Here is a 22,388-nt window from a genome sequence, read left to right on the forward strand (position 1 = left end):
CTAATCTCCCTTAACCTAGGCTAATTTGAACGTCAACGCCCGCAGCAAGGTCTAGACGCATTAGAGCATCAACAGTCTTGTCTGTTGGCTCAACGATGTCGATTAGACGCTTGTGAGTACGGATTTCGTACTGGTCACGTGCTTTCTTGTTAACGTGTGGAGAGATAAGAACTGTGAAACGCTCTTTACGAGTTGGCAGTGGGATTGGACCACGAACCTGTGCGCCAGTGCGCTTAGCTGTTTCAACGATTTCCGCTGTAGAAGCATCGATTAGTTTGTAATCGAAAGCTTTTAGGCGGATACGGATACGTTGGTTCTGCATGAGACAGAGCTCCAAATTTAATAAATTACACAAACAATATCGCCACTCAAACTCGTCAAGACGAGAGAATGCCGATTGATTTATGTGAAACCGTAGCATCCAAGATTAGGACGCATTGTCAGTTAATTTTCGATTAACTATCCCTATATGCCAAAGTCACCTTTGAGGATAGTTTTTCCGAAGAAAAGATAGCTAATTGTATTAACCGCGAACATAAGCTGAGTATACATTACCTCGCAAATCCTTAGATTTGCTCGCTCCTCACTGCTCATTGGTTCACAACTGGCTTAACCAGTGCGCTGCATTATACAGATCACACTTTAGGTTGCAAGCGCTGAGTGAAAAATAATCGGGAATATTCCAAACCCTATACATCCCTCTTCGCTTGGTAGCCATTAAACAAAAAGGACGCCGAAGCGTCCTTTTCTAAACTGTAATCGTAATAGCGGCTGCTATTATTTCTTACCGCTTGATAGTGCACCGAAACGCTTGTTGAAGCGATCAACACGGCCGCCTGTATCAACGATACGTTGCTTACCAGTGTAGAATGGGTGACACTTGTCACATACGTCTAGGTGGATAGACTCTTTACCTAGAGTAGAGTTGAACTCAAAAGAGTTGCCGCAAGAACAAGTCGCTTTTACTGCTTTGTATTCTGGGTGGATACCAGCTTTCATGGGATAACCTCAATAGTAGGCCGTGTCGCTATACGAATCTAAGCCGCACACCACACGCAATTAATAATAAAATGGGATACCGCATCAACTAATTGCCGAAGCCATATCTCAAGGCGCGATATAGTAAAGAATCACATTGCTCGGATCAACATATTTGGCAACTTTTTCGCCACTTTTTTAGCCAGACTAATCATAGAGGCACGATTCACGCTGAATCACATAGCTTTACTCGAATTTCCATACCGATTTTAATAGACTCTCATTTCCTTTCCCTCTTTTTAATAGCTAAGAATTTATGCGTCCCACCATTGCTAGAGTGGCATTACCCGTTCCGCTCGACAAACAATTTGATTACGCCATTCCGGGGCACCTGTTTCCGATCATTGGTGGACGCGTTTCCGTACCTTTTGGACGCCAAACCTTAGTCGGCATCGTCACCGCAATGGTGAACCACTCCGACTTTCCTAAAGAGCAGCTTAAGCCAATCAAAGCGGTATTAGACTCCCAACCGATATGGCCAGAGACGCTTTATTCTCTGCTAAATTGGTGCAGCCAGTTCTATCAGTACCCTCTAGGTGACACTCTACACAATGCAATGCCTGCCGCGCTGAGGAAAGGCAAACCGGCCGACTTTGCAACGCTACAAGAATGGCAACTGACAGAAGCAGGAAGAAATAAGCTCATGCAAGGGCTTGGACGTGCGATAAAACAACAGCGTGCACTCCAAATGATGATCAACGGCCCAATCTCGCATCAAGAGCTCTTGGATCAAGAAGTAAACTCGACCATCTTAAAAAATCTCGAAGAAAAAGGTTGGGTCGAGCGCATCGAGAAAAAGCCGACCATTACGAAATGGAGTCAAAATGTAGAGTGTGCGGTAGAGAAACCAAAGCTTAACCATGAACAAGCACTCGCGATTGCCAGCGTAAATAGCCAAACGGGCTTTGCTTGCTATTTATTAGAAGGGGTCACGGGATCCGGTAAAACCGAAGTTTACTTAAACCTTATCAAGCCCGTTCTAGAGCAAGGGAAACAAGCATTAGTTTTAGTACCTGAGATCGGTCTAACGCCCCAAACCATCAACCGCTTTAAACATCGATTTAATGTCCCAGTAGATGTGATTCATTCCGGTTTGAATGAAACAGAGCGTTTGAACGCCTGGTTATCGGCTCGCGATAAAGCCGCGGGGATCATCATTGGTACGCGCTCAGCCCTACTGACACCTTTTGCTGATTTGGGGATTATTATCGTTGATGAAGAGCATGACTCCTCTTATAAGCAACAAGACAGCTTGCGTTACCACGCTCGTGATGTTGCTGTCATGCGCGCCCATAAAGAGCAAGTGCCGATTGTCCTTGGCTCAGCGACGCCAGCGTTAGAAACCCTACATAATGCACTGTCTGGTAAATATCACCATTTAACACTCACCCAACGAGCTGGCTCTGCCGTGCCAACCACCAATAAAGTGTTAGATGTAAAAGGTCAGTATTTAGAAAGTGGCTTATCCGCCCAACTGATTGCCGAAATGCGCAAACACTTAAAAATGGGCAATCAGGTTATGTTGTTTCTTAACCGCCGAGGTTTCTCGCCCGCTTTGATGTGCCATGAATGTGGTTGGATTGCAGAATGTAAACGCTGTGATGCGTACTATACGTTCCACCATTATAGCAACGAAATACGCTGCCATCACTGCGGCTCACAACAACCTGTCATTCATCAGTGTCAGGGGTGTGGTTCAACTCAACTGGTTACCGTCGGCGTAGGAACTGAGCAGCTCGAACAACAATTGGCTCAGTTATTTCCAGAATACAAAGCCATTCGCATCGACAGAGACAGCACACGTCGCAAAGGTAGCTTGGAAGATGCCCTTGAGTCGATTCGTAAAGGTGAATACCAAATACTGATAGGCACTCAAATGCTGGCCAAGGGGCACCACTTTCCAAATGTAACGCTCGTAGCTCTTTTGGATGTTGATGGCTCTTTGTATAGTAGTGATTTTCGCGCTTCGGAGCGATTAGCTCAGCTGTTTATTCAGGTCGCAGGTCGTGCTGGCCGAGCAAGTAAACCTGGCGAAGTGATCCTGCAAACTCACCATCCTGAGCACAGCTTGCTGCAAGCCCTACTTCAAAAAGACTATCGTCACTTTGCTATGACAGCTCTGGAAGAACGCAAACTGGCTCAGCTTCCGCCTTATAGTTTCTTGACTCTGTTTAAAGCAGAAGCAAACCAAAGTGAGGTAGTTGAAGACTTCCTGCGTCAGGTTCGCTTTACGTTAGAATCACACCCTCTGTTCGATGATTCCTGCATGGTGTTAGGCCCCACTCCTTCACCTTTGGCCAAGCGGGCTGGTAAATACCGCTGGCAGTTGTTACTTCAAACCCAGCATCGTTCATTGATGCAAAAGTTATTAACCAGTGCCAAACCTGCTATTGAGTTGTTGCCAAATGCCAAGAAAGTTCGCTGGAATTTAGACATAGAGCCACAAGATCTCAGCTAGCAAACGTTTAACTATGTAATGAATTACCATTTAATGTGACGAGCATCACGACGGGATTGCAATTTTTGTTAAACAGACCGTAACTTTCACTTTAGAAATGAATAGACTATCCAAATTAGAAAAGTCTAAAGTGACTTGTTCGCACAGGCTTAGATTAAAACAATGACTATTCCCACAAATTGATGTCGCAGTGAAGAATCCATTTTTCCACTTGTTAACACGAACTGAGCGAAGAGCAAACGCTGCTCTAACTCAGCGTGATTACTATGATTTCAAACCGGAATAACGTCATCTTGGCAAAAAAATAAACGAGAGGTTAAAAACTATGGCGACAATGAAGGATGTTGCCCAGCTTGCGGGAGTGTCTACGGCTACGGTATCTCGAGCATTAATGAACCCAGAAAAAGTATCTTCTTCAACGAGAAAAAGAGTAGAAGATGCCGTACTTGAAGCGGGTTATTCTCCAAACTCATTAGCGCGTAACTTACGTAGAAACGAATCAAAAACCATTGTTACTATCGTTCCCGACATCTGTGATCCTTATTTCTCTGAAATTATTCGCGGTATTGAAGATGCTGCCATGGAACATGGCTATCTAGTCCTGCTGGGCGATAGCGGACAACAGAAGAAACGCGAAAGTTCTTTCGTTAACCTCGTATTTACTAAGCAGGCGGATGGAATGCTACTGCTTGGCACAGATCTACCGTTCGATGTCAGTAAGCCAGAACAAAAGAACTTACCTCCGATGGTGATGGCGTGTGAATTTGCGCCAGAGTTAGAACTTCCAACAGTACACATTGATAACCTGACCTCAGCATTTGAAGCGGTGAATTACCTAACCCAGCTAGGTCATAAACGCATCGCGCAAATCTCGGGTCCAGATACGGCAATATTGTGTCAGTTCCGCCAGCAAGGTTATCAACAAGCCTTGCGCCGTGCAGGCATCAATAAAGACCCTCAATATAGTGTCATTACTGAGTTCTCTTTTGATGGCGGAGCAAAAGCCGTTCGTAAACTGCTCGAATTACCTGAGCCACCAACGGCTATTTTCTGCCACTGTGACACAATGGCCATCGGCGCAATTCAAGAAGCGAAAAAGCTTGGCTTACGAGTACCGCAAGATCTCTCTGTTGTGGGCTTTGATGACATTAACTTCGCTCAGTACTGCGATCCACCGTTGACCACTATCTCTCAGCCTCGCTATGAGATTGGTCGACAAGCGATGCTAATGATGCTTGAGATGTTAAAAGGACACGACGTGCATTCAGGCTCGCGCCTACTTGAAACTAACCTCGTCATTCGCGGAAGTGCAGCGCCACCACAGCGCCCTTAACCTAAAAATTAGGTATTCATACCCAAAGCGGTGCTAAGGCGCCGCTTTTTATTTGCCCCTCCTGCTTTTTGTGTATCCCCGAATAAATATAAGCAAGAACGGAAACACACTCCTACACTCGGGCGTTGTCGCGCTTTAGCTATCAAGATTCTATCAATAGGGTGTTTTCTCAACTCGTTCTGGATTAACATATTTGCAAGAATCCTTGATGACCAGAAATAACCGTGGCAAATAGAGATTATGTAAGACGGGGGCGAGGCGCCCCAAAAAAGTCGACAAAAAAACAGCCGCCGAGAAGAAAAAAACCTTGGCGTAGTGGCCTGCTCGCTATCTTGCTCGTGGGTGGTTTTGGCTATGGTCTTTACCTTTTGAGTAGCGACCCAGAACCCAAACAACCTGTCGTGAAGCAGCCAACAACCACTGTAAGCAAACCAAAGCCGAAAAAAGACTTGCCGCCACCACCAGAAGAAAAGTGGGAATATGTTGAGTCACTACCGAAACGTGAAGTTGAAGTTGTGGCCAAAGAAATTGAAGTTTCTAAAATTCCTTACATCATGCAGTGTGGCGCGTACAAAACCCAGGCACAAGCGGAAGAGCGCAAGCTTGCAATCGCGTTCCAAGGGATGTCGAGCAAGATTCGTAAGAAAGAAGGCAGTTCATGGTATCGCGTGGTGCTAGGTCCGTATAAGTTCAAACGTGATGCAGAACGTGACCGTCATAAACTGCAACGCGCGAAAATCGAGCCATGTGCGATTTGGAAAGAAAATCTTTAAACTCAGGCCCTAGGAGCTAAGATCCTAGGGCCTTTCTTTTTGCCCCCTTGAATCCCTATTTCCCCTCCCCCATATACTGAATTAAATCCAAAGAGAAATAATCAAGAGGTCGACTGTGACTACCATTGTATCTGTACGTCGAAATAATAAAGTCGTCATCGCGGGTGATGGCCAAGTATCTCTAGGCAATACCGTAATGAAAGGTAATGCGCGCAAAGTTCGCCGCCTATATAACAACCAAGTACTAGCGGGCTTTGCTGGCGGCACTGCAGATGCCTTCACCCTTTTTGAGCGCTTCGAAAGCAAGCTGCAAATGCACCAAGGCCACCTAACTAAGGCTGCGGTTGAGCTAGCCAAAGACTGGCGTAGCGATCGTGCTCTGCGCAAGCTCGAAGCCTTGCTTGCCGTTGCCGACGAAACCGCATCGTTAATCATTACCGGTAATGGTGATGTCGTACAGCCAGAACACGACCTGATTGCGATTGGCTCTGGTGGTGCTTACGCACAAGCTGCAGCAACCGCCCTACTAGAAAACACAGATCTAGATGCTCGTGAGATCGCGGAAAAAGCCCTCAACATCGCGGGTGATATTTGTGTCTTCACTAACCATCACCACACGGTAGAAGAGCTAGACTCAACAATAGAGCCTGAAAAACCAACCGCGTAATCGTAACGAAGTAAGGAAAGAATATGTCTGAAATGACGCCTCGCGAAATCGTTCATGAATTGAACCGCCACATTATCGGTCAAGAAAAAGCCAAGCGTTCGGTTGCGATTGCACTTCGTAACCGCTGGCGCCGTATGCAGCTTGAAGAAAGCTTGCGCGCCGAAGTGACGCCAAAAAACATTTTGATGATTGGTCCTACTGGTGTTGGTAAGACTGAAATCGCACGCCGCCTCGCCAAACTGGCAAATGCCCCTTTCATCAAAGTTGAAGCGACAAAATTCACCGAAGTGGGTTACGTTGGTAAAGAAGTTGAAACCATCATCCGTGACCTAACAGATGTCGCGGTAAAAATGACGCATCAACAAGCGATGGAAAAAGTAAAATTCCGCGCTGAAGAGCAAGCGGAAGAACGCATTCTTGATGCGCTACTGCCACCAGCACGTGATAGCTGGGGTCAAGCAGAGCAAACGGAAGAGTCTTCTCACACTCGCCAGATCTTCCGTAAGAAACTGCGTGAAGGCCAACTAGACGATAAAGAAATTGAAATCGACGTAGCCGCACCACAAATGGGCGTAGAGATCATGGCGCCCCCAGGTATGGAAGAGATGACTAACCAGCTGCAAGGCATGTTCCAAAACCTGGCAGGCGACACTAAGAAAAAACGTAAGCTGAAAATCAAAGACGCAATGAAAGCGTTAGCGGAAGAAGAAGCGGCAAAACTGGTTAACCAAGAAGAGCTAAAAGAAGCGGCGATTTTCAACGTTGAAAACAACGGCATCGTATTTATCGATGAGATCGACAAGATCTGTAAACGCGGCGAGAGCTCAGGCCCAGACGTTTCACGCGAAGGTGTTCAGCGCGACCTACTTCCATTGATTGAAGGCAGCACGGTATCAACCAAGCACGGCATGGTAAAAACAGACCACATTCTGTTTGTTGCATCTGGTGCATTCCAAGTGGCAAAACCATCTGACTTGATCCCAGAATTGCAAGGTCGTCTACCAATTCGTGTTGAGCTAGAAGCACTAAGCAGCAACGACTTCAAACGCATTCTGACAGAGCCAAAAGCCTCTCTAACAGAGCAGTACGTTGCGTTGATGAAAACGGAAGATGTGGACATCGAGTTCACAGAAGATGGCATCACGCAAATCGCGGAAGCGGCATGGACGGTCAACGAAAGCACAGAAAACATCGGTGCTCGTCGCTTACACACCGTTATGGAACGCTTAATGGATGAAATCTCTTACGACGCGGCGGAGCAATCTGGCGCGAAATTTGTTATCGATGCCGCTTATGTGAAAGAGCGCCTAGGCGACACGATTGAAGATGAAGATCTAAGCCGCTTTATTCTTTAACCGCAATCTATCCCACCAAAGCCCAGAAACTTGTTTCTGGGCTTTTTGTTTAGAATGACGATTACTGTGACAACACCTAAATCAAAAGATCTGGTCATTCTAGCGAGCTCAAGCGAGACTAAGAATCTAGTAACAGCGCACCCTGTTCTTTCCAGCTCACCTTAACCACCGCACAATCGGACGATAGATTCTGAATCACACTCGTTCCTCGTTTTTCAGAATGACGGTTACTTTGACAACATCTAAATCAAAAGATCTCGTCATTCTAAGGGTTCTCATCGAGACTAAGAATCTAGTAACAGCAAACGCCTATTCTTCCGAACTCGCCTTCACCACTACACAATCGGACGATAGATTCTGAATCACACTCGTTCCTCGTTGTTCAGAATGACGGTGGCTTTGACAACATCTAAATCAAAAGATCTGGTCATGCTAGCGAGCTCAAGCGAGACTAAGAATCTAGTAGCAGCACACCCTATTCTTTCCAGCTCACCTTAACCACCGCACAATCGGACGATTGATTCTGAATCACACTCGTTCCTCGTTGTTCAGAATGGCGGTGACTTTGACAACAGCTAAATCAAAAGATCTCGTCATTCTAGCGAGCTCCAGCGAGACTAAGAATCTGGTAACAGCAGACTCTTATTCTTTCCTGTTCGCCTTAATCACAGCCCAACCAGACGATAGATTCTGAATCACACTCGTTCCTCGTTGTTCAGAATGGCGGTGACTTTGACAACATCTAAATCAAAAGATCTCGTCATTCTAGCGAGCTCAAGCGAGACTAAGAATCTAATAGCAGCGTTCTCCGTACCCTTCACTTTCCAAAAAGAGGGCTATTTTATTGCCTCAAATATCGAAACTGCTTTCCTTCTACTTCACCCTTTGACTTCTAGTTGAGTTGTTTTAGGTCAATAGCGTATCTGCCTCTTTGTGCTTATACTGAGCACATTGGTTACTAGCACGAAATTTCCATGAAACAATCTTTACAGATCTGGCTTGAAGCCGCTCGCCCAAAAACACTACCTCTGGCATTAGTCTCTATCTTAACGGGTAGTGTACTCGCCTACTCGGCGGGTCATTTTTCACTGACAATTGCCATCATGGCTTTCGTAACCGCGACGTTGCTGCAAATTCTATCCAACCTTGCGAACGACTATGGCGATGCCATTCAAGGTACAGATAACGACAAACGCCTTGGCCCATTACGAGCGATGCAGTCTGGCGCGGTAAGTGCGAAACAGATGAAACAGGCGATTATATTTAACATCGTTCTGACCGCTATTTCTGGCTTGGTGTTAGTTTTCTATTCACTAAGTTCACTGGAAAGCATTGTGACGTTTATCGGGCTGGGAATTTTAGCCATCCTAGCGGCGATTGCTTACACCATGGGTAGCAAGCCATACGGTTACGTGGGGCTTGGCGATATTTCAGTTTTCTTGTTTTTTGGTTTACTCGGCGTATCCGGTACCTACTTCTTGCATACCGGTCACGTAGACACCACGCTATTCTTACCTGCTTTAGGCTGCGGTTTACTCGCCGTTGCAGTACTCAACATCAACAATATGCGTGATATCGAGAACGACCGAGAGTGTGGTAAACGCACAGTCGCAGTGCGATTGGGTCAACGCAAAGCCAAGCAGTACCACTTTGTTTTACTTGGCGGTGCTATTCTTGCCTTTGCGGCTTACTTGTTAATTCAAGACAAACCCGTTTGGATTAGCTTGCCATTTTTACTTAGTATTTATTTCGTGGCCGATCATGGCAAAGCGGTTTGGCATACACAAAAGCCCGCTCAGATAGCACCAATGATGCCAGTCATCGTGAAATGCTCTTTAGTCACCAACGTTTTGTTTGCAACAATTGTGGTAGCTCAAACTCTAGTAAGTTAAAAAAGGATTGTCATTGCATTGACTTAATGCCTAGATATACTCAAAGACAACCAATTTCTGTTTAGAAAGGTACGCTATGGAATACAATACCTCAGCACTCTGTGATATCTACCTCGATCAGGTAGATGTGGTTGAACCAATGTTCAGTAATTTTGGCGGTCGCGCTTCATTTGCCGGGCAAATCACCACCATCAAGTGTTTTGAAGATAATTCGTTGATCCGCGAGACATTAGAGCAAGATGGACTTGGTCGCGTTTTGTTAATTGACGGTGGCGGTTCCCTACGTAAAGCCCTTATCGATGCAGAAATCGCAACTATTGCGGAAGAAAACGAGTGGGAAGGCATTGTCGTTTACGGCTGTGTTCGTGAAGTAGATGAACTTGAAGATATGAACTTAGGCATTCAAGCCCTCGCTTCTATTCCTGTTGGAGCGACCAGCCAGGGTATCGGCGAATTAGATGTACCAGTCAACTTTGGCGGCGTCAGCTTCTTACCTGAAGATTATATTTATGCTGATAGCACTGGGATCATCCTGTCGCCTGAGCCATTGAATATTGATTTAGAGTTGGATGAAGAAGAATAACGAGTCTTAGGTACCTAAGTTATAGGACCTTATCTTGGCTATCAGAATCGAGCTTGTCCTAACGATTTTCAACTTGCCTAAAACACAAACACCCGCTTAACGCGGGTGTTTTTAATTTGGAATGAAGAAGCCGAATTATTCCACTTCGTCCATTTTGCCAAGTAGTGCACGAATGCGCTCTTGCCATTGTGCGTGCTCTTGCTGTGCTTGTTGTGCTTTTTGCTCTAGCTCTTCACGTTGAGAGCGAAGCTCGTTCGCTTCTTCCGCAAGTTTAGCTTTATCTTCTTTCAGCTCTTCGACTTCCATCTGAAGAAGAGTGATTGTGTCAACTGCAGTTTGAATTTTAGATTCTAGTTGTTCTAGTACTTCAAAAGACATCTTGGCCTACCTATGTTATTCCGTTGGGACGATGTGCGAGATTGATGCACACCTAACCTATATAAGGTTCATTCTACTCAGCGTCGCGATGAGAAACACTCACTATATTCGATATTTCGCATCATTCGGTCAAAAAATCGGCGCAATCTCACTAAACGCTGACTTTTCTTATCGCCGAAGCATTTTTGAGCAAGGATTTTGCCTCCCGCCACGCTGAAAATCGCCCTAAGTATTGATCAAATTCAAGTTAGATAAAGTAAAAGCTCCGCAAAAAGGCAAACGTTTACCCTACGTTGTGATAGAATCGCCGCGCAAATTCTTCTTCCCTCTTGCTTACTTGGAGACATCATGAAACGCGATTTAGCAATGGCATTTTCCCGTGTGACTGAAGGTGCAGCTTTAGCTGGTTACAAATGGCTTGGCCGTGGCGATAAAAATGCAGCCGATGGCGCAGCTGTTGAAGTTATGCGCACCCTACTGAACAAAACAGATATCAGTGGTGAAATTGTCATTGGTGAGGGTGAAATCGATGATGCGCCAATGCTATACATTGGTGAGCAAGTGGGTATTGGTGGTGATGAAGTGGATATTGCAGTCGACCCGATTGAAGGGACTCGCATGACCGCAATGGGGCAATCCAACGCACTAGCCGTACTTGCCGCAGGTGAGAAAGGCAGCTTTCTTAAAGCGCCAGATATGTACATGGAAAAACTGGTTGTTGGCCCTAGTGCAAAAGGCGCAATTGATTTAGAAAAGCCGTTAAAAGAGAACCTAGAGAACGTAGCAAAAGCCCTGAACAAACCACTTGATACCTTAGTCGTTATTACCCTTGCGAAACCTCGCCACGATGACGTTATTGCAGAAATGCAAGCAATGGGCGTACGTGTCTTTGCGGTGCCTGATGGTGACGTGGCTGCCTCTATTCTGACTTGTATGCCAGACAGTGAAGTGGACATGATGTACTGTATTGGCGGCGCGCCAGAAGGGGTCGTATCAGCCGCGGTGATTCGAGCGCTAGACGGTGACATGCACGGTCGTCTACTTCCGCGTCACGAAGTAAAAGGCGATACTGAAGAAAACCGCATTTACGGCGCAGACGAACTAAAACGCTGCGATGAAATGGGCGTAAAAGCGAATGTTGTCCTCAAAATGGAAGACATGGCACGCAGCGACAACGTGGTATTCTCAGCAACAGGCATCACTAAAGGTGACTTACTAGAAGGCATCTCTCGCCAAGGCAATATCGCAACCACAGAAACGCTTCTCGTGCGTGGTCGATGCCGTACTATTCGTCGCATTAAGTCGACTCACTACCTAGATCGTAAAGATCCAGAAGTGCGTGATATTATTCTTTAAGCATTTTTCGAGGCTCTAGCTAATCTGAGTTGGAGCCTTTCTTTCCGCACAACCAAGCAATAGATTCTGAATCACGCTCGTCCCTCGCTGTTCAGAATGATGGGCAACCATAGCAAGCTCAAAATCAAAAGAGCTCGTCATTCTAGCGAGACTCAGAAATCTAGTAACAGCAAAATCCTATTCTTTCCTGCTCGCCTTAACCACTGCACAATCGGACGATAGATTCTGAATCACACTCGTTCCTCGCTGTTCAGAATGACGGTCACCACAGCAAGCTCAAAATCAAAAGAGCTCGTCATTCTAGCGAGCTCCAGCGAGACTAAGAATCTAGTAGTAACAAGCTCCTATTCTTTCCTGCTCGCCTTAACCGCTGCACAATCGGACGATAGATTCTGAATCACCTAGTTCCTCGCTGTTCAGAATGACGACGTATATTGGTTCGCATGAACATAGACCCAACAGATCCCCACTCAAACTAAGTCAACACTTTTCTTTACTAACCCTATCGCGCATAATATGTACTGACGTATAAATGGTGGGTATATGAAGACCGTAGATAGGATATTGCAAATCGTTAAGCGTGATGGTTCCGTCACTGCAAAACAACTCTCTTCTGAGCTAGGTATGACAACCATGGGGGCGCGTCAGCACCTGCAGAGTTTAGAAGATGATGGCATCCTGTCTATTCATGACGTCAAAGTCAAAGTGGGTCGCCCCGCTCGCCATTGGTCTCTCACTCAAAAAGGTCATGAGCAATTTGCTGACCGTCACGGTGAGTTGACCATTCAGTTTATAGAAGCTGTCGAACATATTTTTGGCAAAGATGGACTGGAAAAAGTCACATCAGAAAGGGAAAAACTCACGTTACAAAGTTATCGGCAGCATCTTGAGCAATGCGACTCTCTGCAAAGCAAACTAGAAACACTCGTCACATTAAGAGAGCAAGAAGGCTATATGGCAGAGCTCGAGCAAGATGAGAACGGATTTATCTTGATCGAAAATCACTGTCCGATTTGTAAAGCCGCAACTCGCTGCCCAAGCTTGTGCCAATCGGAATTGAGCGTCTTTCAGTCTTTGCTTGGACGTGACACCAAAATAGAGCGCACCGAGCATATCATCAGCGGTCAAAGACGCTGCGTGTACCGCATCCAACAACTGCAGTAACCACCACAACCCAACATCGACATGTCGCTCTTATTCAATCTCAAGCTTGAAAGCTTCTCTTATAAGTGAGACGGCTGAAGAATTCATCCTCTCACTTCTTTCTAGTGGTATAGGCTTTTAGTAACTAAAGGCAATTTCCATAAGGATTTGGAGAGCATCGATGTCTACTCTACGTCACTACCCTTCTCAAACGCTTCCGCCATTCGATGAAATGGTTCGAATGGCTGAGCGAGACCCAGAAGCTTTTGAGCAATTTCGTCATGAAATGGCAAAAGAGATGATCGAAAGCGCATCAGAAAACATGCAAGAAAGGCTGTGGGCTCAGCAAAGCCACATCGATAGGGTCATCAGCACGTGTAAAAACCCTCACCACACCAATGTGGTATTGATGAACGAATTACAAAAACAGGTCGTGAAGTTCAGAGCGGCGCTACAAGGGGAAACGGCACCGACTCAAAAAGCGGATGTGGTTAGCTTAGAGGCATTTAAAGGTAGGGATGATTTTTACTGATACTCAGCAGACAGCTCGAGAAAGTTAGGGGTCGTTTCTCTTACCAAGGCTAACTTCCACTCACGCTTCCACTGTTTGAGCTGCTTCTCTCGATTTATAGCAGTAGCCATATCGTCGAATAACTCAAAGTAAACGAGCTTATGAACGTTGTATTTCTTGGTAAATCCCTCAACTACTCCGTTTTTATGCTGCCATATTCTTTGAGGCAGCTGACTGGTAACACCAATGTAAAGAACGGCGTTGTTGTTTGACGTTAGGATATAAACGCAAGGTGTCCTATCGATGATTCATTCTCCTTCATGATTCGCTGTTACTTTTCCATTGTAATTCAATCGCTCAGTTCAAACTCGGAGCGCTCTGTGCGTAGATTCTGAATCACACTCGTCCCTCGCTGTTCAGAATGACGGTGAGTTTAACTGCCTCTAAATCACAAGAGCTCGTCACTCTATCGAGCTTTAGCGAGACTAAGGATCTGGTAACAGCAAACTCCTATTCTTTCCCACTCACCTTAGCTACTGCTCAAGCGGACGATAGATTCTGAATCACGCTCGTACCTCACTGTTCAGAATGACCGTCACTATAGTAAGCTCTAGATCAAAGGAGTTCATCATTCTAGCGAGCCTTAGCGAGACTCAGAATCTACTTTCAGCAAGCGTGATACTTGGAGCAATTACTCAGGCTCAGGGCCATATTGGTTTGGTCCTGATGTTCCTTTTAAGAAGCCACATTCAATTAGAATCCATAAACCACAAATCAGAGAAATGGATGCAACGAACATTTGCGGTGTCGACGGCTCTTGTGCAACAGGGCTGGTCATTGGCGTAGCGATTCGTCCGATAATCAGCGGAATATTCAGTGCTAGCCAATAGATTGATTTGTTGCGGTCATGCCAACGCTTGGTGGTGATCGCCAAATCAGGGATTAACAAAACCACCAAGAAAATAGGGAGAAGTAAATAGGAGAAAGTAGGAAATAGCTTACTGATTCCAGCACCAAAACCTAGAATAGAGACATAGTAAATGACGTTCCAAATCCAGTAGGTTTTACGGTTTATACGTCCTTGAAAAGAAAACAGTAACTCTTTAGTCGACATCAAATTTTACCCCAAAATAGAAAGGTTATAGATTAGCCGAGTCGATATGGTTTGGAAAGTACACCTGCAGTGTAAGCGCCAACAACGCCGTTCTAACAAGCAGAGAGACTAAGCTCAAGCAACGATAAACACTCGATAAGGCCTATTAGCTTTCAGTTCCCTTGCATCTCGCGATGCTTAACCCTACTCGTTATTCTCAAGAAACTCTGTTCAACCTAATTCACTACCTTCTGGAAGCTGTCTACATCCATGTCTCGGATGTTGACCGTTAAGCTGTGCACGTGACTGGCTTGCTCTTGAAGTGTCGCCATCAAGGCTCGTGACAGTTCTCGCTTCTGCTCTTGGGAACGGCCAGATAGCAAATCAAAGTTGATATGGATAAAGTCGAGGCTATCGCCCTCTTCTCCAATTAACCAATTGTGGCACCGGAGCGTTCTAGATTTCACTGACGCGAGCTCAAAAAGACCACTCTCTAACGCCGTTTTATGTAAATCCTCCAGCAACCCCTGAACATTGACACGTTCTTCAACCGAGTTTGAATACTCTAAAACGAGATTTGGCATTTTGATTCCTTTCTACAACAATTAATTCCAGCGCGTAGTAATACCAATCTCAGCAGCAATTTCCGAGGAATGAACTATCATTCTGTCTACGTGATCACCAATCGATTGCTTTTGACAAAAATAACAGGATCGCTGCTTGGTCGAATCAGTAAAGAAAGCCGGACAAGACATGACGCCAATCATGATCTGTTCACATTATTCTGTTATATTCCTACGTAGATTTTTTACATTAATTGACTATTTACATTAAAGATAAGGGAGATATTCCTATGCGTCGTCCTGTAGTGATGGGTAACTGGAAACTAAACGGCAGCAAAGCAATGGTAACTGAGCTGCTAACTGGTCTTAACGCTGAGCTTGAAGGCGTTGAAGGTGTTGACGTAGCAGTCGCTCCACCAGCACTTTACATCGACCTAGCAGAGCGCGTAATCGCTGAAGGCGGTAACAAGATCATCCTAGGTGCTCAAAACACTGACCTAAACAACAGCGGTGCGTTCACTGGCGATATGTCTCCAGAAATGCTGAAAGATTTCGGTGCTACTCACATCATCATCGGTCACTCAGAGCGTCGTGAATACCACTACGAATCTGACGAGTTTATCGCTAAGAAATTCAACTTCCTAAAAGAAAACGGCCTAACACCTGTTTTCTGTATCGGTGAATCTGAAGCGCAAAACGAAGCTGGCGAAACTGAAGCTGTATGTGCACGTCAAATCAACGCAGTTATCGACACTTACGGTGTTGAAGCTCTAAACGGCGCAATCATCGCTTACGAACCAATCTGGGCCATCGGTACTGGTAAAGCAGCAACAGCTGAAGATGCACAACGCATCCACGCTTCTATCCGCGCACTAATCGCTGCGAAAGACGAAGCAGTTGCAGCACAAGTAATCATCCAATACGGCGGTTCTGTTAAGCCAGAAAACGCTGAAGCTTACTTCTCACAACCAGACATCGACGGTGCTCTAGTTGGCGGCGCTTCTCTAGACGCTAAGAGCTTCGCAGCAATCGCTAAAGCAGCGGCAAAAGCAAAAGCCTAATCTCGTTTTTACTCAGAGTAAAAATAACAAAGGGATGCATCATGCATCCCTTTTTGTTTGCTTACGATCTAATGAGTTTTGTCACTCCAAGGAGCTCAACGACATTAGGAATCTACTCTCCGCACGCACTCAAATCAAACCAGCAAAACAACAGACATAACCTATAGGAATCCCGTCATTCCGAGGAGTCTAAGCGACATCAGGAATCTACTCTCCGCATGTGTCAAACCCAAAGTTAAGTAACGAAAAACACCTTACATCAAAACAAAGAACCTAATCGCACTTCCAGTTATTCCTACTTAATTCAATCCAACCAACGAACTCTATTCACTTACCCTACCCTCTAGATTTAGTATTGACCTATGCTTGTTCAAGGAGGAACAATCGACATGACAACACCAATATCAGATATCGCCAGTGTGATTCACCATGGTGGGAAACATACCGTCACAGGCTCTTGTCATGAATTGAAACTGCCACACGGCAGCATCTTGATCGATTGCGGACTCTTTCAAGGCAAAGACATCCATTTTGGTAATCGCAAGGCATCACTGGATATTGAGTTTCCGGTTAAACACATCAAAGCATTAGTCCTGACTCATGCTCATATCGACCATATTGGACGCCTACCTTGGTTACTGGGTGCTGGATTTAAAGGCCCCATCTACTGCACCAAAGCAACAGCCGAACTGGTACCGCTCATGTTAGAAGATGGATTAAAGCTGCAACTGGGTTTGAACTTCCATCAGCGTCAGCAAGTCCTCAATGTCATTAAAAAACAGCTAAGACTCCATGACTACCAGCAATGGCTGCCACTTGGCAAACAATGTTACCTACGCTTTCAACCTGCAGGACACATTCTTGGTTCTGCTTACGTAGAATTCAAACTCCCCAATAATGAAATCATCGTGCTTTCCGGCGATCTAGGTCCGTCCAATCCCCCGCTCTTACCCGATCCAAAGCCGCCAAAGCGTGCCGACTATTTGTTCATAGAGTCCACATACGGCAACAAAGAGCATGAAGACATTGCCACTCGAACTGAGCGCTTGAACACCATTATCGATCACGCACTGCAAGACGGTGGCGTAATTCTGATCCCAGCTTTCAGCGTAGGACGTACGCAGGAACTGTTATTCGATATTGAACAGCTGATTCACCAACGCGACTTGTCGTCTTCTTTGCCAATTATCTTAGACTCTCCGCTCGCGAAAAGAGTCACGAAGACCTACCGGCGTTTCAAAAAACTGTGGGGAAAAGAAGCAAAGCAAAAGCTCAACAACCATCGTCATCCCCTCGCTTTTGAACAATGCATTACCGTGGAAAACCATCGAGAACATCAAGCATTAGTGAATCGACTAGCCTCCACCGATGAGCCTGCAATTGTCGTCGCGGCATCCGGTATGTGCGAAGGAGGAAGAATCGTCAATTACTTAAAAGCACTCTTGCCAGACGGAAGAAATGATGTGTTGTTTGCGGGCTATCAAGCGCAAGGAACCTTAGGTCAAGAAATCCAATCAGGCAGCCACACGGTGGATATCGATAACCAACCAATCGAAGCCAACGCGCAGATCCATACCATCTCTGGTTATTCTGCACATGCAGACCAAAGCGATTTATTGAAGTTTGTTACTGGGATTCCAACACAACCAAAAGCCGTGCATTTGATACATGGAGAGAAAGAAGCAAAAAAAGAGTTAGGAGAGAAGTTGGAAGCAGAGGGAATTGAGGTGGTTTGTTAAACTAATATCAGTCGACATTAGAACGATACAACCTAGTTCTTACTTATTGTTAATGAGTTAAAACAGCATAAAAATTTGAATATCAACGTGCTTTAACTAAGTTCTGTACGTCAGAAAGCTATGATAAAGCACGTTAGTAACGAGACTGAAAAACTATGCTGGTTCAGCAACCTTTACGGTTGGTGTTTTAGCAAGCTCAGCACTAGACGCTTTTTTGTATAGGTTTTCGTAGCAGTAGTTTGTCGCCTCGATGTAACCTTCTACACTGCCGCAGTCAAAACGCTGACCTCTAAATTTGTAAGCAATAACACAACCAGATTGCGCTTGTTGCATCAATGCGTCAGTGATTTGGATTTCTCCACCTTTGCCTGGTTCTGTATTTTCGATAAGATCAAAAATATCTGGCGTTAAGATATAGCGACCAATAATTGCTAAGTTACTTGGTGCTGTACCTGGCTCAGGCTTTTCTACCATGCTGTCAATACGGAAGATGTCATCTTTGATCATCTCACCAGCAATCACACCATATTTATGGGTTTCAGTTTCTGGAACTTCTTGAACCGCAACAATAGAGCAACGGAACTGCTTGTACAGCTCAACCATTTGCGCTAATACGCCCTGCTCTTCATTCACACAGAGGTCATCTGCTAGTACAACAGCAAATGGTTCATCACCCACCAACTCACGACCAGTCAAGATAGCATGACCAAGACCTTTCATCTCACGCTGACGGATATATGTGTAACTCGCTGAATCAATCAAAGAACGGATATCGTCCAACAGTGCTTCTTTGCTTGTTCCTGAAATTTGATGTTCCAACTCATAGTTTTTATCGAAGTGATCCATCAAAGAGTGTTTGCCACGACCGGTGACAATGCACATGCCATCCATGCCAGCTTCAATCGCTTCTTCAACACCATATTCAATCAATGGCTTGTTAACTACCGGCATCATTTCTTTCGGCATAGATTTTGTTGCAGGTAGGAAACGAGTACCGTAACCCGCTGCAGGGAAAAGACATTTTTTAATCATTTTTAAATTCACCAACTGTAAAAAAGGCCCTCATGCATGAGAGCCATATATTATCGTTATACTAAAAATTTAATCACTACCAAACAAGTCACGCGTGTAAACTTTATCCGCTACATCAGCTAACTCTTCCACCATACGGTTAGAAACAATCACATCCGCACTTTGTTTGAACTCATTCAGGTTTTTAATCACTCGAGAGTTAAAAAAATCTTCTTCTTTGAGCACTGGTTCGTAAACTACGACCTCAACACCTTTCGCCTTGATGCGCTTCATGATGCCTTGAATAGAGGAAGCACGGAAGTTATCCGATCCCGCCTTCATGATTAAACGGTAAATACCGACAACTTTTGGTTCGCGCTTAAGAATAGCTTCAGCCACAAAGTCTTTACGAGTACGGTTAGCATCAACAATCGCACCAATGATGTTGTTTGGTACATCTTGGTAATTGGCTAAAAGCTGTTTAGTGTCTTTTGGTAAGCAGTAACCACCGTAACCAAATGATGGGTTGTTGTAATGATTACCGATACGAGGATCTAAGCCAACACCTTCAATGATCTGACGAGCATCCAAGCCATGAGCTTCTGCGTAAGAATCTAGCTCATTAAAGTATGCTACACGCATAGCAAGGTAGGTGTTGGAGAAAAGTTTCACTGCCTCAGCTTCTGTCGAGTCTGTAAATAAGACTTGGATGTCTTCTTTTACAGCCCCCTCCAACAGCAAGTTAGCAAACACTTCGGCACGTTCACTGCGCTCACCAACAATGATACGTGATGGGTGAAGGTTATCGTAAAGCGCTTTGCCCTCTCGCAAGAACTCAGGAGAGAAGATGACATTCTCACACCCCAACTCTTCCTTAATGCGAGCAGTATAGCCAACAGGAACAGTAGACTTAATCACCATTACTGCATCAGGATTGATAGACATAACATCTTTAATCACCGCTTCAACAGAAGAAGTATTGAAGTAATGCGTAACTGAGTCATAATCCGTTGGCGTTGCGATCACAACGTATTCTGCACTTTGATAAGCTTTCTGCTTATCGGTTGTTGCTATGAAGTTTAGTTCCCTGTTTTCAAGGAAATGTTCAATCTCTGCATCAACAATTGGAGATTGTTTTTTGTTTAGCAATTCAACTTTTTCAGGAACAATATCTAGTGCAACCACTTCATGGTTTTGAGCTAACAACATAGCGTTAGAAAGCCCAACATAGCCGGTACCAGCGACAGCAATTTTCATAATTTTACCCCAACCCTAAGAGTTACACTTCTGAAAAAGATTAGAATTAAACAATACAGCTCTTAAACAATCTATATATGTTTGTTATTTGGAGTTGAGCGACATCAAACCATTCAACATAATAAAGCGAAATGGACACTAAGTATCCATTTAAATCTATTCGTTTACAACTAGCTCTGAATCAACCAGATTTAACTCCAATTGGTTATGACTCCAGACTAAGTCACCAATGCCATCCGTAGGATTAAACCCTGTAGGAGCATTTAATAGTAATGTGCGGATATTTTCGTGATCCATACTATGGCAGGCGAAATCGAGATCGTTCAACAATAGTTCGTACTCTTTTAAAGGTAAATGAACCTCATGAGCAGTCATAATTCGCTCATGCGCTGTTTGTTTTACACTGTCGCCAATAAGCAACTCTTCATACAGTTTCTCACCAGGTCGAAGTCCTGAGAATTGAATCTCAATATCACCATGAGGATTAGCCTCAGATTTTACTTCAAGACCAGATAGCTGAATAAGATTACACGCTAAGTCTGTAATTTTTACTGACTCTCCCATGTCCAAAACAAATACATCCCCACCTTTCCCCATAGCACCAGCTTGAATGACTAACTGTGCCGCCTCTGGAATCGTCATGAAGAAACGAGTGATTTCCGGGTGAGTAACCGTTACTGGCCCACCAGATGCAATTTGCTTTTTAAATACGGGAATAACTGAGCCAGAAGAGCCCAGAACATTACCAAATCGTACCATGCAAAATCGCGTACCATTTGGTTTTGCATTTTCTTGATCAGCAAGAGCCTGTAGGCCAAGTTCTGCCATTCGTTTGGTTGCGCCCATTACGTTAGTCGGACGAACAGCTTTGTCGGTAGAGATCAAGACAAATGATTCAACACCAGCTTTAATCGCCGCGCACGCAGTATAATAAGTCCCATAAATATTATTACGCACACCTTCAATTACGTTAAATTCGACTAATGGAACGTGTTTATATGCTGCTGCGTGATATACCGTTTGAACTTTAAAAGAAGACATTGTCGTTTCTAGACGATGTTGACGTTGAACAGAACCCAACAAAGGAATAATGTCGCAAGTGAGCCCTTTTTCAATCTTAAGTTGATTTAGTTCGCGATCGATCTGATATAGACCAAACTCAGACAATTCAAATAAAATAATAGACTTAGGAGACTGCTCCACGATTTGACGACACAATTCAGAGCCAATAGAACCACCGGCACCTGTCACCATGACCACTTTGTCTTTGATATTCGCTTCTAACAATACTTGTTGAGGAGCGACTGGATCTCTCCCAAGTAAATCCTCAATCGCGACATCCTTAAGCTCATCAATTTTGGCTTTCCCAGAGACAATGTCTGTCATATCTGGGACCGTGAGTACTTCAACAGGTAACTTAGCAAGTTCATCAAGGATGACTTTACGTCGTGAACGTTTAGCACTAGGTACAGCTAGTAAGACTTGAGAAACATCGTATTTATTGATGATAGGCATCGCATCTTCAATGGCAATAACAGGTAAGCCTAAAATCATGGTATTGCACAATGTTGAATCGCCGTCAATAAAAGCCCTTACACGATAGTCCCCACAACTTCTCAATGCCATTGCGAGTTGTCGACCACCGGAGCCCGCACCATAAATAAGAACCTCTTTGCTCTGTGTAGAGTAGCTCTGTGCAATCAAAGATCGAACAATAACACGGGGGCCTCCACAAAAAAGAGCAAGAAATGCACCATAGATAATAGGAACAGTTCTAGGAAACGGGTCACTCATGTAGAAACTTAAAGCTGCTACAAGTGTTGCTGATATGATAGCACCAGTAGTCACCACAAACAGAGCTTGAAAAGTTAAGTAGCGAAGCACTGCTCTGTAGAGCCCTAACCGAGCAAAAACAGCGATCGTAACTACTGTTACCCCAATTTGAATTCCCCAAACTTCAGGATAAGTGAAATAGTTGGTTTCTCCAGAACGAACTAAGATTGCCAAATGAAAAGCCATAAAGATCAATATTATATCGATCAATACACTAACAATTCTTTTGTTAGTTCGAGAAAGTTGCCATATAAATTGTAGACGTTGCATAATAATTCTTGTGTGTGGTTTTATCGGAGATAGCATGCGTTAGTTTAACACGAAAACAGAACTCTCACCGGAAT

General features: G+C 44.6%; 21 protein-coding genes. 12 read left to right on the plus strand and 9 right to left on the minus strand.

Annotation, left to right across the window (positions count from 1 at the left end; translation table 11 throughout):
• Positions 1 to 10 precede the first annotated feature (10 nt).
• Both rpsJ and rpmE read right to left on the minus strand, forming a co-directional pair.
• Positions 11 to 322: a 30S ribosomal protein S10 gene (gene rpsJ / locus F7Y48_RS13205; RefSeq protein WP_004410492.1), complete on the minus strand. Its 312-nt coding sequence runs from the start codon at positions 320 to 322 to the stop codon at positions 11 to 13.
• Between the two features lie 455 nt (positions 323 to 777).
• Positions 778 to 999, minus strand: coding sequence for a 50S ribosomal protein L31 (gene rpmE / locus F7Y48_RS13210; protein ID WP_005379546.1), 222 nt, complete (start codon positions 997 to 999; stop codon positions 778 to 780).
• 295 nt (positions 1,000 to 1,294) lie between these two features.
• Here rpmE and priA point away from each other — a divergent pair, with 295 nt between their 5' ends.
• The 7 genes from priA (at position 1,295) to rraA (ending at position 10,099) form a co-directional block, all read left to right on the plus strand.
• Positions 1,295 to 3,496, plus strand: a complete 2,202-nt coding sequence (gene priA / locus F7Y48_RS13215; protein ID WP_258507061.1) for a primosomal protein N' — start codon at positions 1,295 to 1,297, stop codon at positions 3,494 to 3,496.
• Between the two features lie 304 nt (positions 3,497 to 3,800).
• The gene (gene cytR, locus F7Y48_RS13220; RefSeq protein WP_254901949.1) at positions 3,801 to 4,829 is read left to right on the plus strand and encodes a DNA-binding transcriptional regulator CytR; all 1,029 of its coding nucleotides are present in this window, start codon (positions 3,801 to 3,803) and stop codon (positions 4,827 to 4,829) included.
• A 224-nt stretch (positions 4,830 to 5,053) separates the two neighbouring features.
• Complete coding sequence (ftsN, locus tag F7Y48_RS13225) at positions 5,054 to 5,602, plus strand: cell division protein FtsN (protein ID WP_017820300.1); 549 nt, start codon at positions 5,054 to 5,056, stop codon at positions 5,600 to 5,602.
• 115 nt (positions 5,603 to 5,717) lie between these two features.
• Positions 5,718 to 6,269: an ATP-dependent protease subunit HslV gene (hslV, locus tag F7Y48_RS13230; RefSeq protein ID WP_033905999.1), complete on the plus strand. Its 552-nt coding sequence runs from the start codon at positions 5,718 to 5,720 to the stop codon at positions 6,267 to 6,269.
• Positions 6,270 to 6,292: 23 nt separating this feature from the next.
• A complete protein-coding gene (gene hslU / locus F7Y48_RS13235) occupies positions 6,293 to 7,624 on the plus strand; it encodes an HslU--HslV peptidase ATPase subunit (RefSeq protein WP_006742475.1) in 1,332 nt (443 codons plus the stop codon).
• A gap of 974 nt (positions 7,625 to 8,598) precedes the next feature.
• A complete protein-coding gene (locus tag F7Y48_RS13240; protein WP_258507062.1) occupies positions 8,599 to 9,516 on the plus strand; it encodes a 1,4-dihydroxy-2-naphthoate polyprenyltransferase in 918 nt (305 codons plus the stop codon).
• A 76-nt stretch (positions 9,517 to 9,592) separates the two neighbouring features.
• Positions 9,593 to 10,099 (plus strand): ribonuclease E activity regulator RraA, encoded by a 507-nt coding sequence (gene rraA / locus F7Y48_RS13245; RefSeq protein ID WP_005397954.1) that lies wholly within the window; start codon positions 9,593 to 9,595, stop codon positions 10,097 to 10,099.
• 135 nt (positions 10,100 to 10,234) lie between these two features.
• Here the strand turns inward: rraA and zapB are convergent, their stop codons facing one another.
• Complete coding sequence (gene zapB / locus F7Y48_RS13250; protein ID WP_005379536.1) at positions 10,235 to 10,477, minus strand: cell division protein ZapB; 243 nt, start codon at positions 10,475 to 10,477, stop codon at positions 10,235 to 10,237.
• A 348-nt stretch (positions 10,478 to 10,825) separates the two neighbouring features.
• Here zapB and glpX point away from each other — a divergent pair, with 348 nt between their 5' ends.
• The 3 genes from glpX to F7Y48_RS13265 all read left to right on the plus strand — a co-directional run bounded on the left by glpX (position 10,826) and on the right by F7Y48_RS13265 (position 13,508).
• On the plus strand, positions 10,826 to 11,833 hold the full coding sequence (gene glpX, locus F7Y48_RS13255; protein WP_258507063.1) for a class II fructose-bisphosphatase: 1,008 nt from the start codon (positions 10,826 to 10,828) through the stop codon (positions 11,831 to 11,833).
• A gap of 543 nt (positions 11,834 to 12,376) precedes the next feature.
• Positions 12,377 to 12,997 carry a helix-turn-helix transcriptional regulator gene (locus tag F7Y48_RS13260; RefSeq protein WP_258507064.1) on the plus strand — a complete coding sequence of 207 codons (621 nt, stop codon included), beginning with the start codon at positions 12,377 to 12,379 and terminating at the stop codon, positions 12,995 to 12,997.
• Between the two features lie 160 nt (positions 12,998 to 13,157).
• Positions 13,158 to 13,508 carry a DUF3135 domain-containing protein gene (locus F7Y48_RS13265; protein ID WP_048626578.1) on the plus strand — a complete coding sequence of 117 codons (351 nt, stop codon included), beginning with the start codon at positions 13,158 to 13,160 and terminating at the stop codon, positions 13,506 to 13,508.
• Here F7Y48_RS13265 and F7Y48_RS13270 read toward each other — a convergent pair.
• From F7Y48_RS13270 to F7Y48_RS13280, 3 genes are all read right to left on the minus strand, one after another.
• A complete protein-coding gene (locus F7Y48_RS13270; RefSeq protein WP_309303515.1) occupies positions 13,502 to 13,795 on the minus strand; it encodes a GIY-YIG nuclease family protein in 294 nt (97 codons plus the stop codon). The genes F7Y48_RS13265 and F7Y48_RS13270 overlap by 7 nt on opposite strands.
• Before the next feature lie 383 nt (positions 13,796 to 14,178).
• On the minus strand, positions 14,179 to 14,601 hold the full coding sequence (locus F7Y48_RS13275) for a DUF805 domain-containing protein (protein WP_258507066.1): 423 nt from the start codon (positions 14,599 to 14,601) through the stop codon (positions 14,179 to 14,181).
• A gap of 215 nt (positions 14,602 to 14,816) precedes the next feature.
• Positions 14,817 to 15,164, minus strand: coding sequence for a 5-carboxymethyl-2-hydroxymuconate Delta-isomerase (locus tag F7Y48_RS13280; RefSeq protein ID WP_005397960.1), 348 nt, complete (start codon positions 15,162 to 15,164; stop codon positions 14,817 to 14,819).
• Positions 15,165 to 15,433: 269 nt separating this feature from the next.
• Between F7Y48_RS13280 and tpiA the strand changes: the two genes are divergently transcribed.
• Positions 15,434 to 16,204 carry a triose-phosphate isomerase gene (tpiA, locus tag F7Y48_RS13285; protein ID WP_316684530.1) on the plus strand — a complete coding sequence of 257 codons (771 nt, stop codon included), beginning with the start codon at positions 15,434 to 15,436 and terminating at the stop codon, positions 16,202 to 16,204.
• A 389-nt stretch (positions 16,205 to 16,593) separates the two neighbouring features.
• Positions 16,594 to 17,943: an MBL fold metallo-hydrolase RNA specificity domain-containing protein gene (locus tag F7Y48_RS13290; RefSeq protein WP_258507068.1), complete on the plus strand. Its 1,350-nt coding sequence runs from the start codon at positions 16,594 to 16,596 to the stop codon at positions 17,941 to 17,943.
• Positions 17,944 to 18,096: 153 nt separating this feature from the next.
• On the opposite strand, the gene galU is transcribed toward F7Y48_RS13290, so the two are convergent.
• From galU to F7Y48_RS13305, 3 genes are all read right to left on the minus strand, one after another.
• Positions 18,097 to 18,975 (minus strand): UTP--glucose-1-phosphate uridylyltransferase GalU, encoded by an 879-nt coding sequence (galU, locus tag F7Y48_RS13295; protein WP_258507069.1) that lies wholly within the window; start codon positions 18,973 to 18,975, stop codon positions 18,097 to 18,099.
• Positions 18,976 to 19,044: 69 nt separating this feature from the next.
• Positions 19,045 to 20,211, minus strand: a complete 1,167-nt coding sequence (locus tag F7Y48_RS13300) for a nucleotide sugar dehydrogenase (protein WP_258507070.1) — start codon at positions 20,209 to 20,211, stop codon at positions 19,045 to 19,047.
• A gap of 156 nt (positions 20,212 to 20,367) precedes the next feature.
• Positions 20,368 to 22,314: a polysaccharide biosynthesis protein gene (locus F7Y48_RS13305; RefSeq protein ID WP_258507071.1), complete on the minus strand. Its 1,947-nt coding sequence runs from the start codon at positions 22,312 to 22,314 to the stop codon at positions 20,368 to 20,370.
• Positions 22,315 to 22,388 lie beyond the last annotated feature (74 nt).

Origin of the sequence: Vibrio sp. 2-1-2a (assembly GCF_032648565.1) — a bacterium.
GTDB lineage: Bacteria > Pseudomonadota > Gammaproteobacteria > Enterobacterales > Vibrionaceae > Vibrio > Vibrio diabolicus.

Excerpts from the sequence above, each read along its gene's own strand:
- rpsJ (WP_004410492.1), bottom strand. The coding sequence starts at position 322 with ATGCAGAACCAACGTATCCGTATCCGCCTAAAAGCTTTCGATTACAAA.
- rpmE (WP_005379546.1), bottom strand. The coding sequence starts at position 999 with ATGAAAGCTGGTATCCACCCAGAATACAAAGCAGTAAAAGCGACTTGT.
- priA (WP_258507061.1), top strand. The coding sequence starts at position 1,295 with ATGCGTCCCACCATTGCTAGAGTGGCATTACCCGTTCCGCTCGACAAA.
- hslU (WP_006742475.1), top strand. The coding sequence starts at position 6,293 with ATGTCTGAAATGACGCCTCGCGAAATCGTTCATGAATTGAACCGCCAC.
- F7Y48_RS13240 (WP_258507062.1), top strand. The coding sequence starts at position 8,599 with ATGAAACAATCTTTACAGATCTGGCTTGAAGCCGCTCGCCCAAAAACA.
- rraA (WP_005397954.1), top strand. The coding sequence starts at position 9,593 with ATGGAATACAATACCTCAGCACTCTGTGATATCTACCTCGATCAGGTA.
- zapB (WP_005379536.1), bottom strand. The coding sequence starts at position 10,477 with ATGTCTTTTGAAGTACTAGAACAACTAGAATCTAAAATTCAAACTGCA.
- glpX (WP_258507063.1), top strand. The coding sequence starts at position 10,826 with ATGAAACGCGATTTAGCAATGGCATTTTCCCGTGTGACTGAAGGTGCA.
- F7Y48_RS13260 (WP_258507064.1), top strand. The coding sequence starts at position 12,377 with ATGAAGACCGTAGATAGGATATTGCAAATCGTTAAGCGTGATGGTTCC.
- F7Y48_RS13265 (WP_048626578.1), top strand. The coding sequence starts at position 13,158 with ATGTCTACTCTACGTCACTACCCTTCTCAAACGCTTCCGCCATTCGAT.
- F7Y48_RS13275 (WP_258507066.1), bottom strand. The coding sequence starts at position 14,601 with ATGTCGACTAAAGAGTTACTGTTTTCTTTTCAAGGACGTATAAACCGT.
- F7Y48_RS13280 (WP_005397960.1), bottom strand. The coding sequence starts at position 15,164 with ATGCCAAATCTCGTTTTAGAGTATTCAAACTCGGTTGAAGAACGTGTC.
- tpiA (WP_316684530.1), top strand. The coding sequence starts at position 15,434 with ATGCGTCGTCCTGTAGTGATGGGTAACTGGAAACTAAACGGCAGCAAA.
- F7Y48_RS13290 (WP_258507068.1), top strand. The coding sequence starts at position 16,594 with ATGACAACACCAATATCAGATATCGCCAGTGTGATTCACCATGGTGGG.
- galU (WP_258507069.1), bottom strand. The coding sequence starts at position 18,975 with ATGATTAAAAAATGTCTTTTCCCTGCAGCGGGTTACGGTACTCGTTTC.
- F7Y48_RS13300 (WP_258507070.1), bottom strand. The coding sequence starts at position 20,211 with ATGAAAATTGCTGTCGCTGGTACCGGCTATGTTGGGCTTTCTAACGCT.
- F7Y48_RS13305 (WP_258507071.1), bottom strand. The coding sequence starts at position 22,314 with ATGCAACGTCTACAATTTATATGGCAACTTTCTCGAACTAACAAAAGA.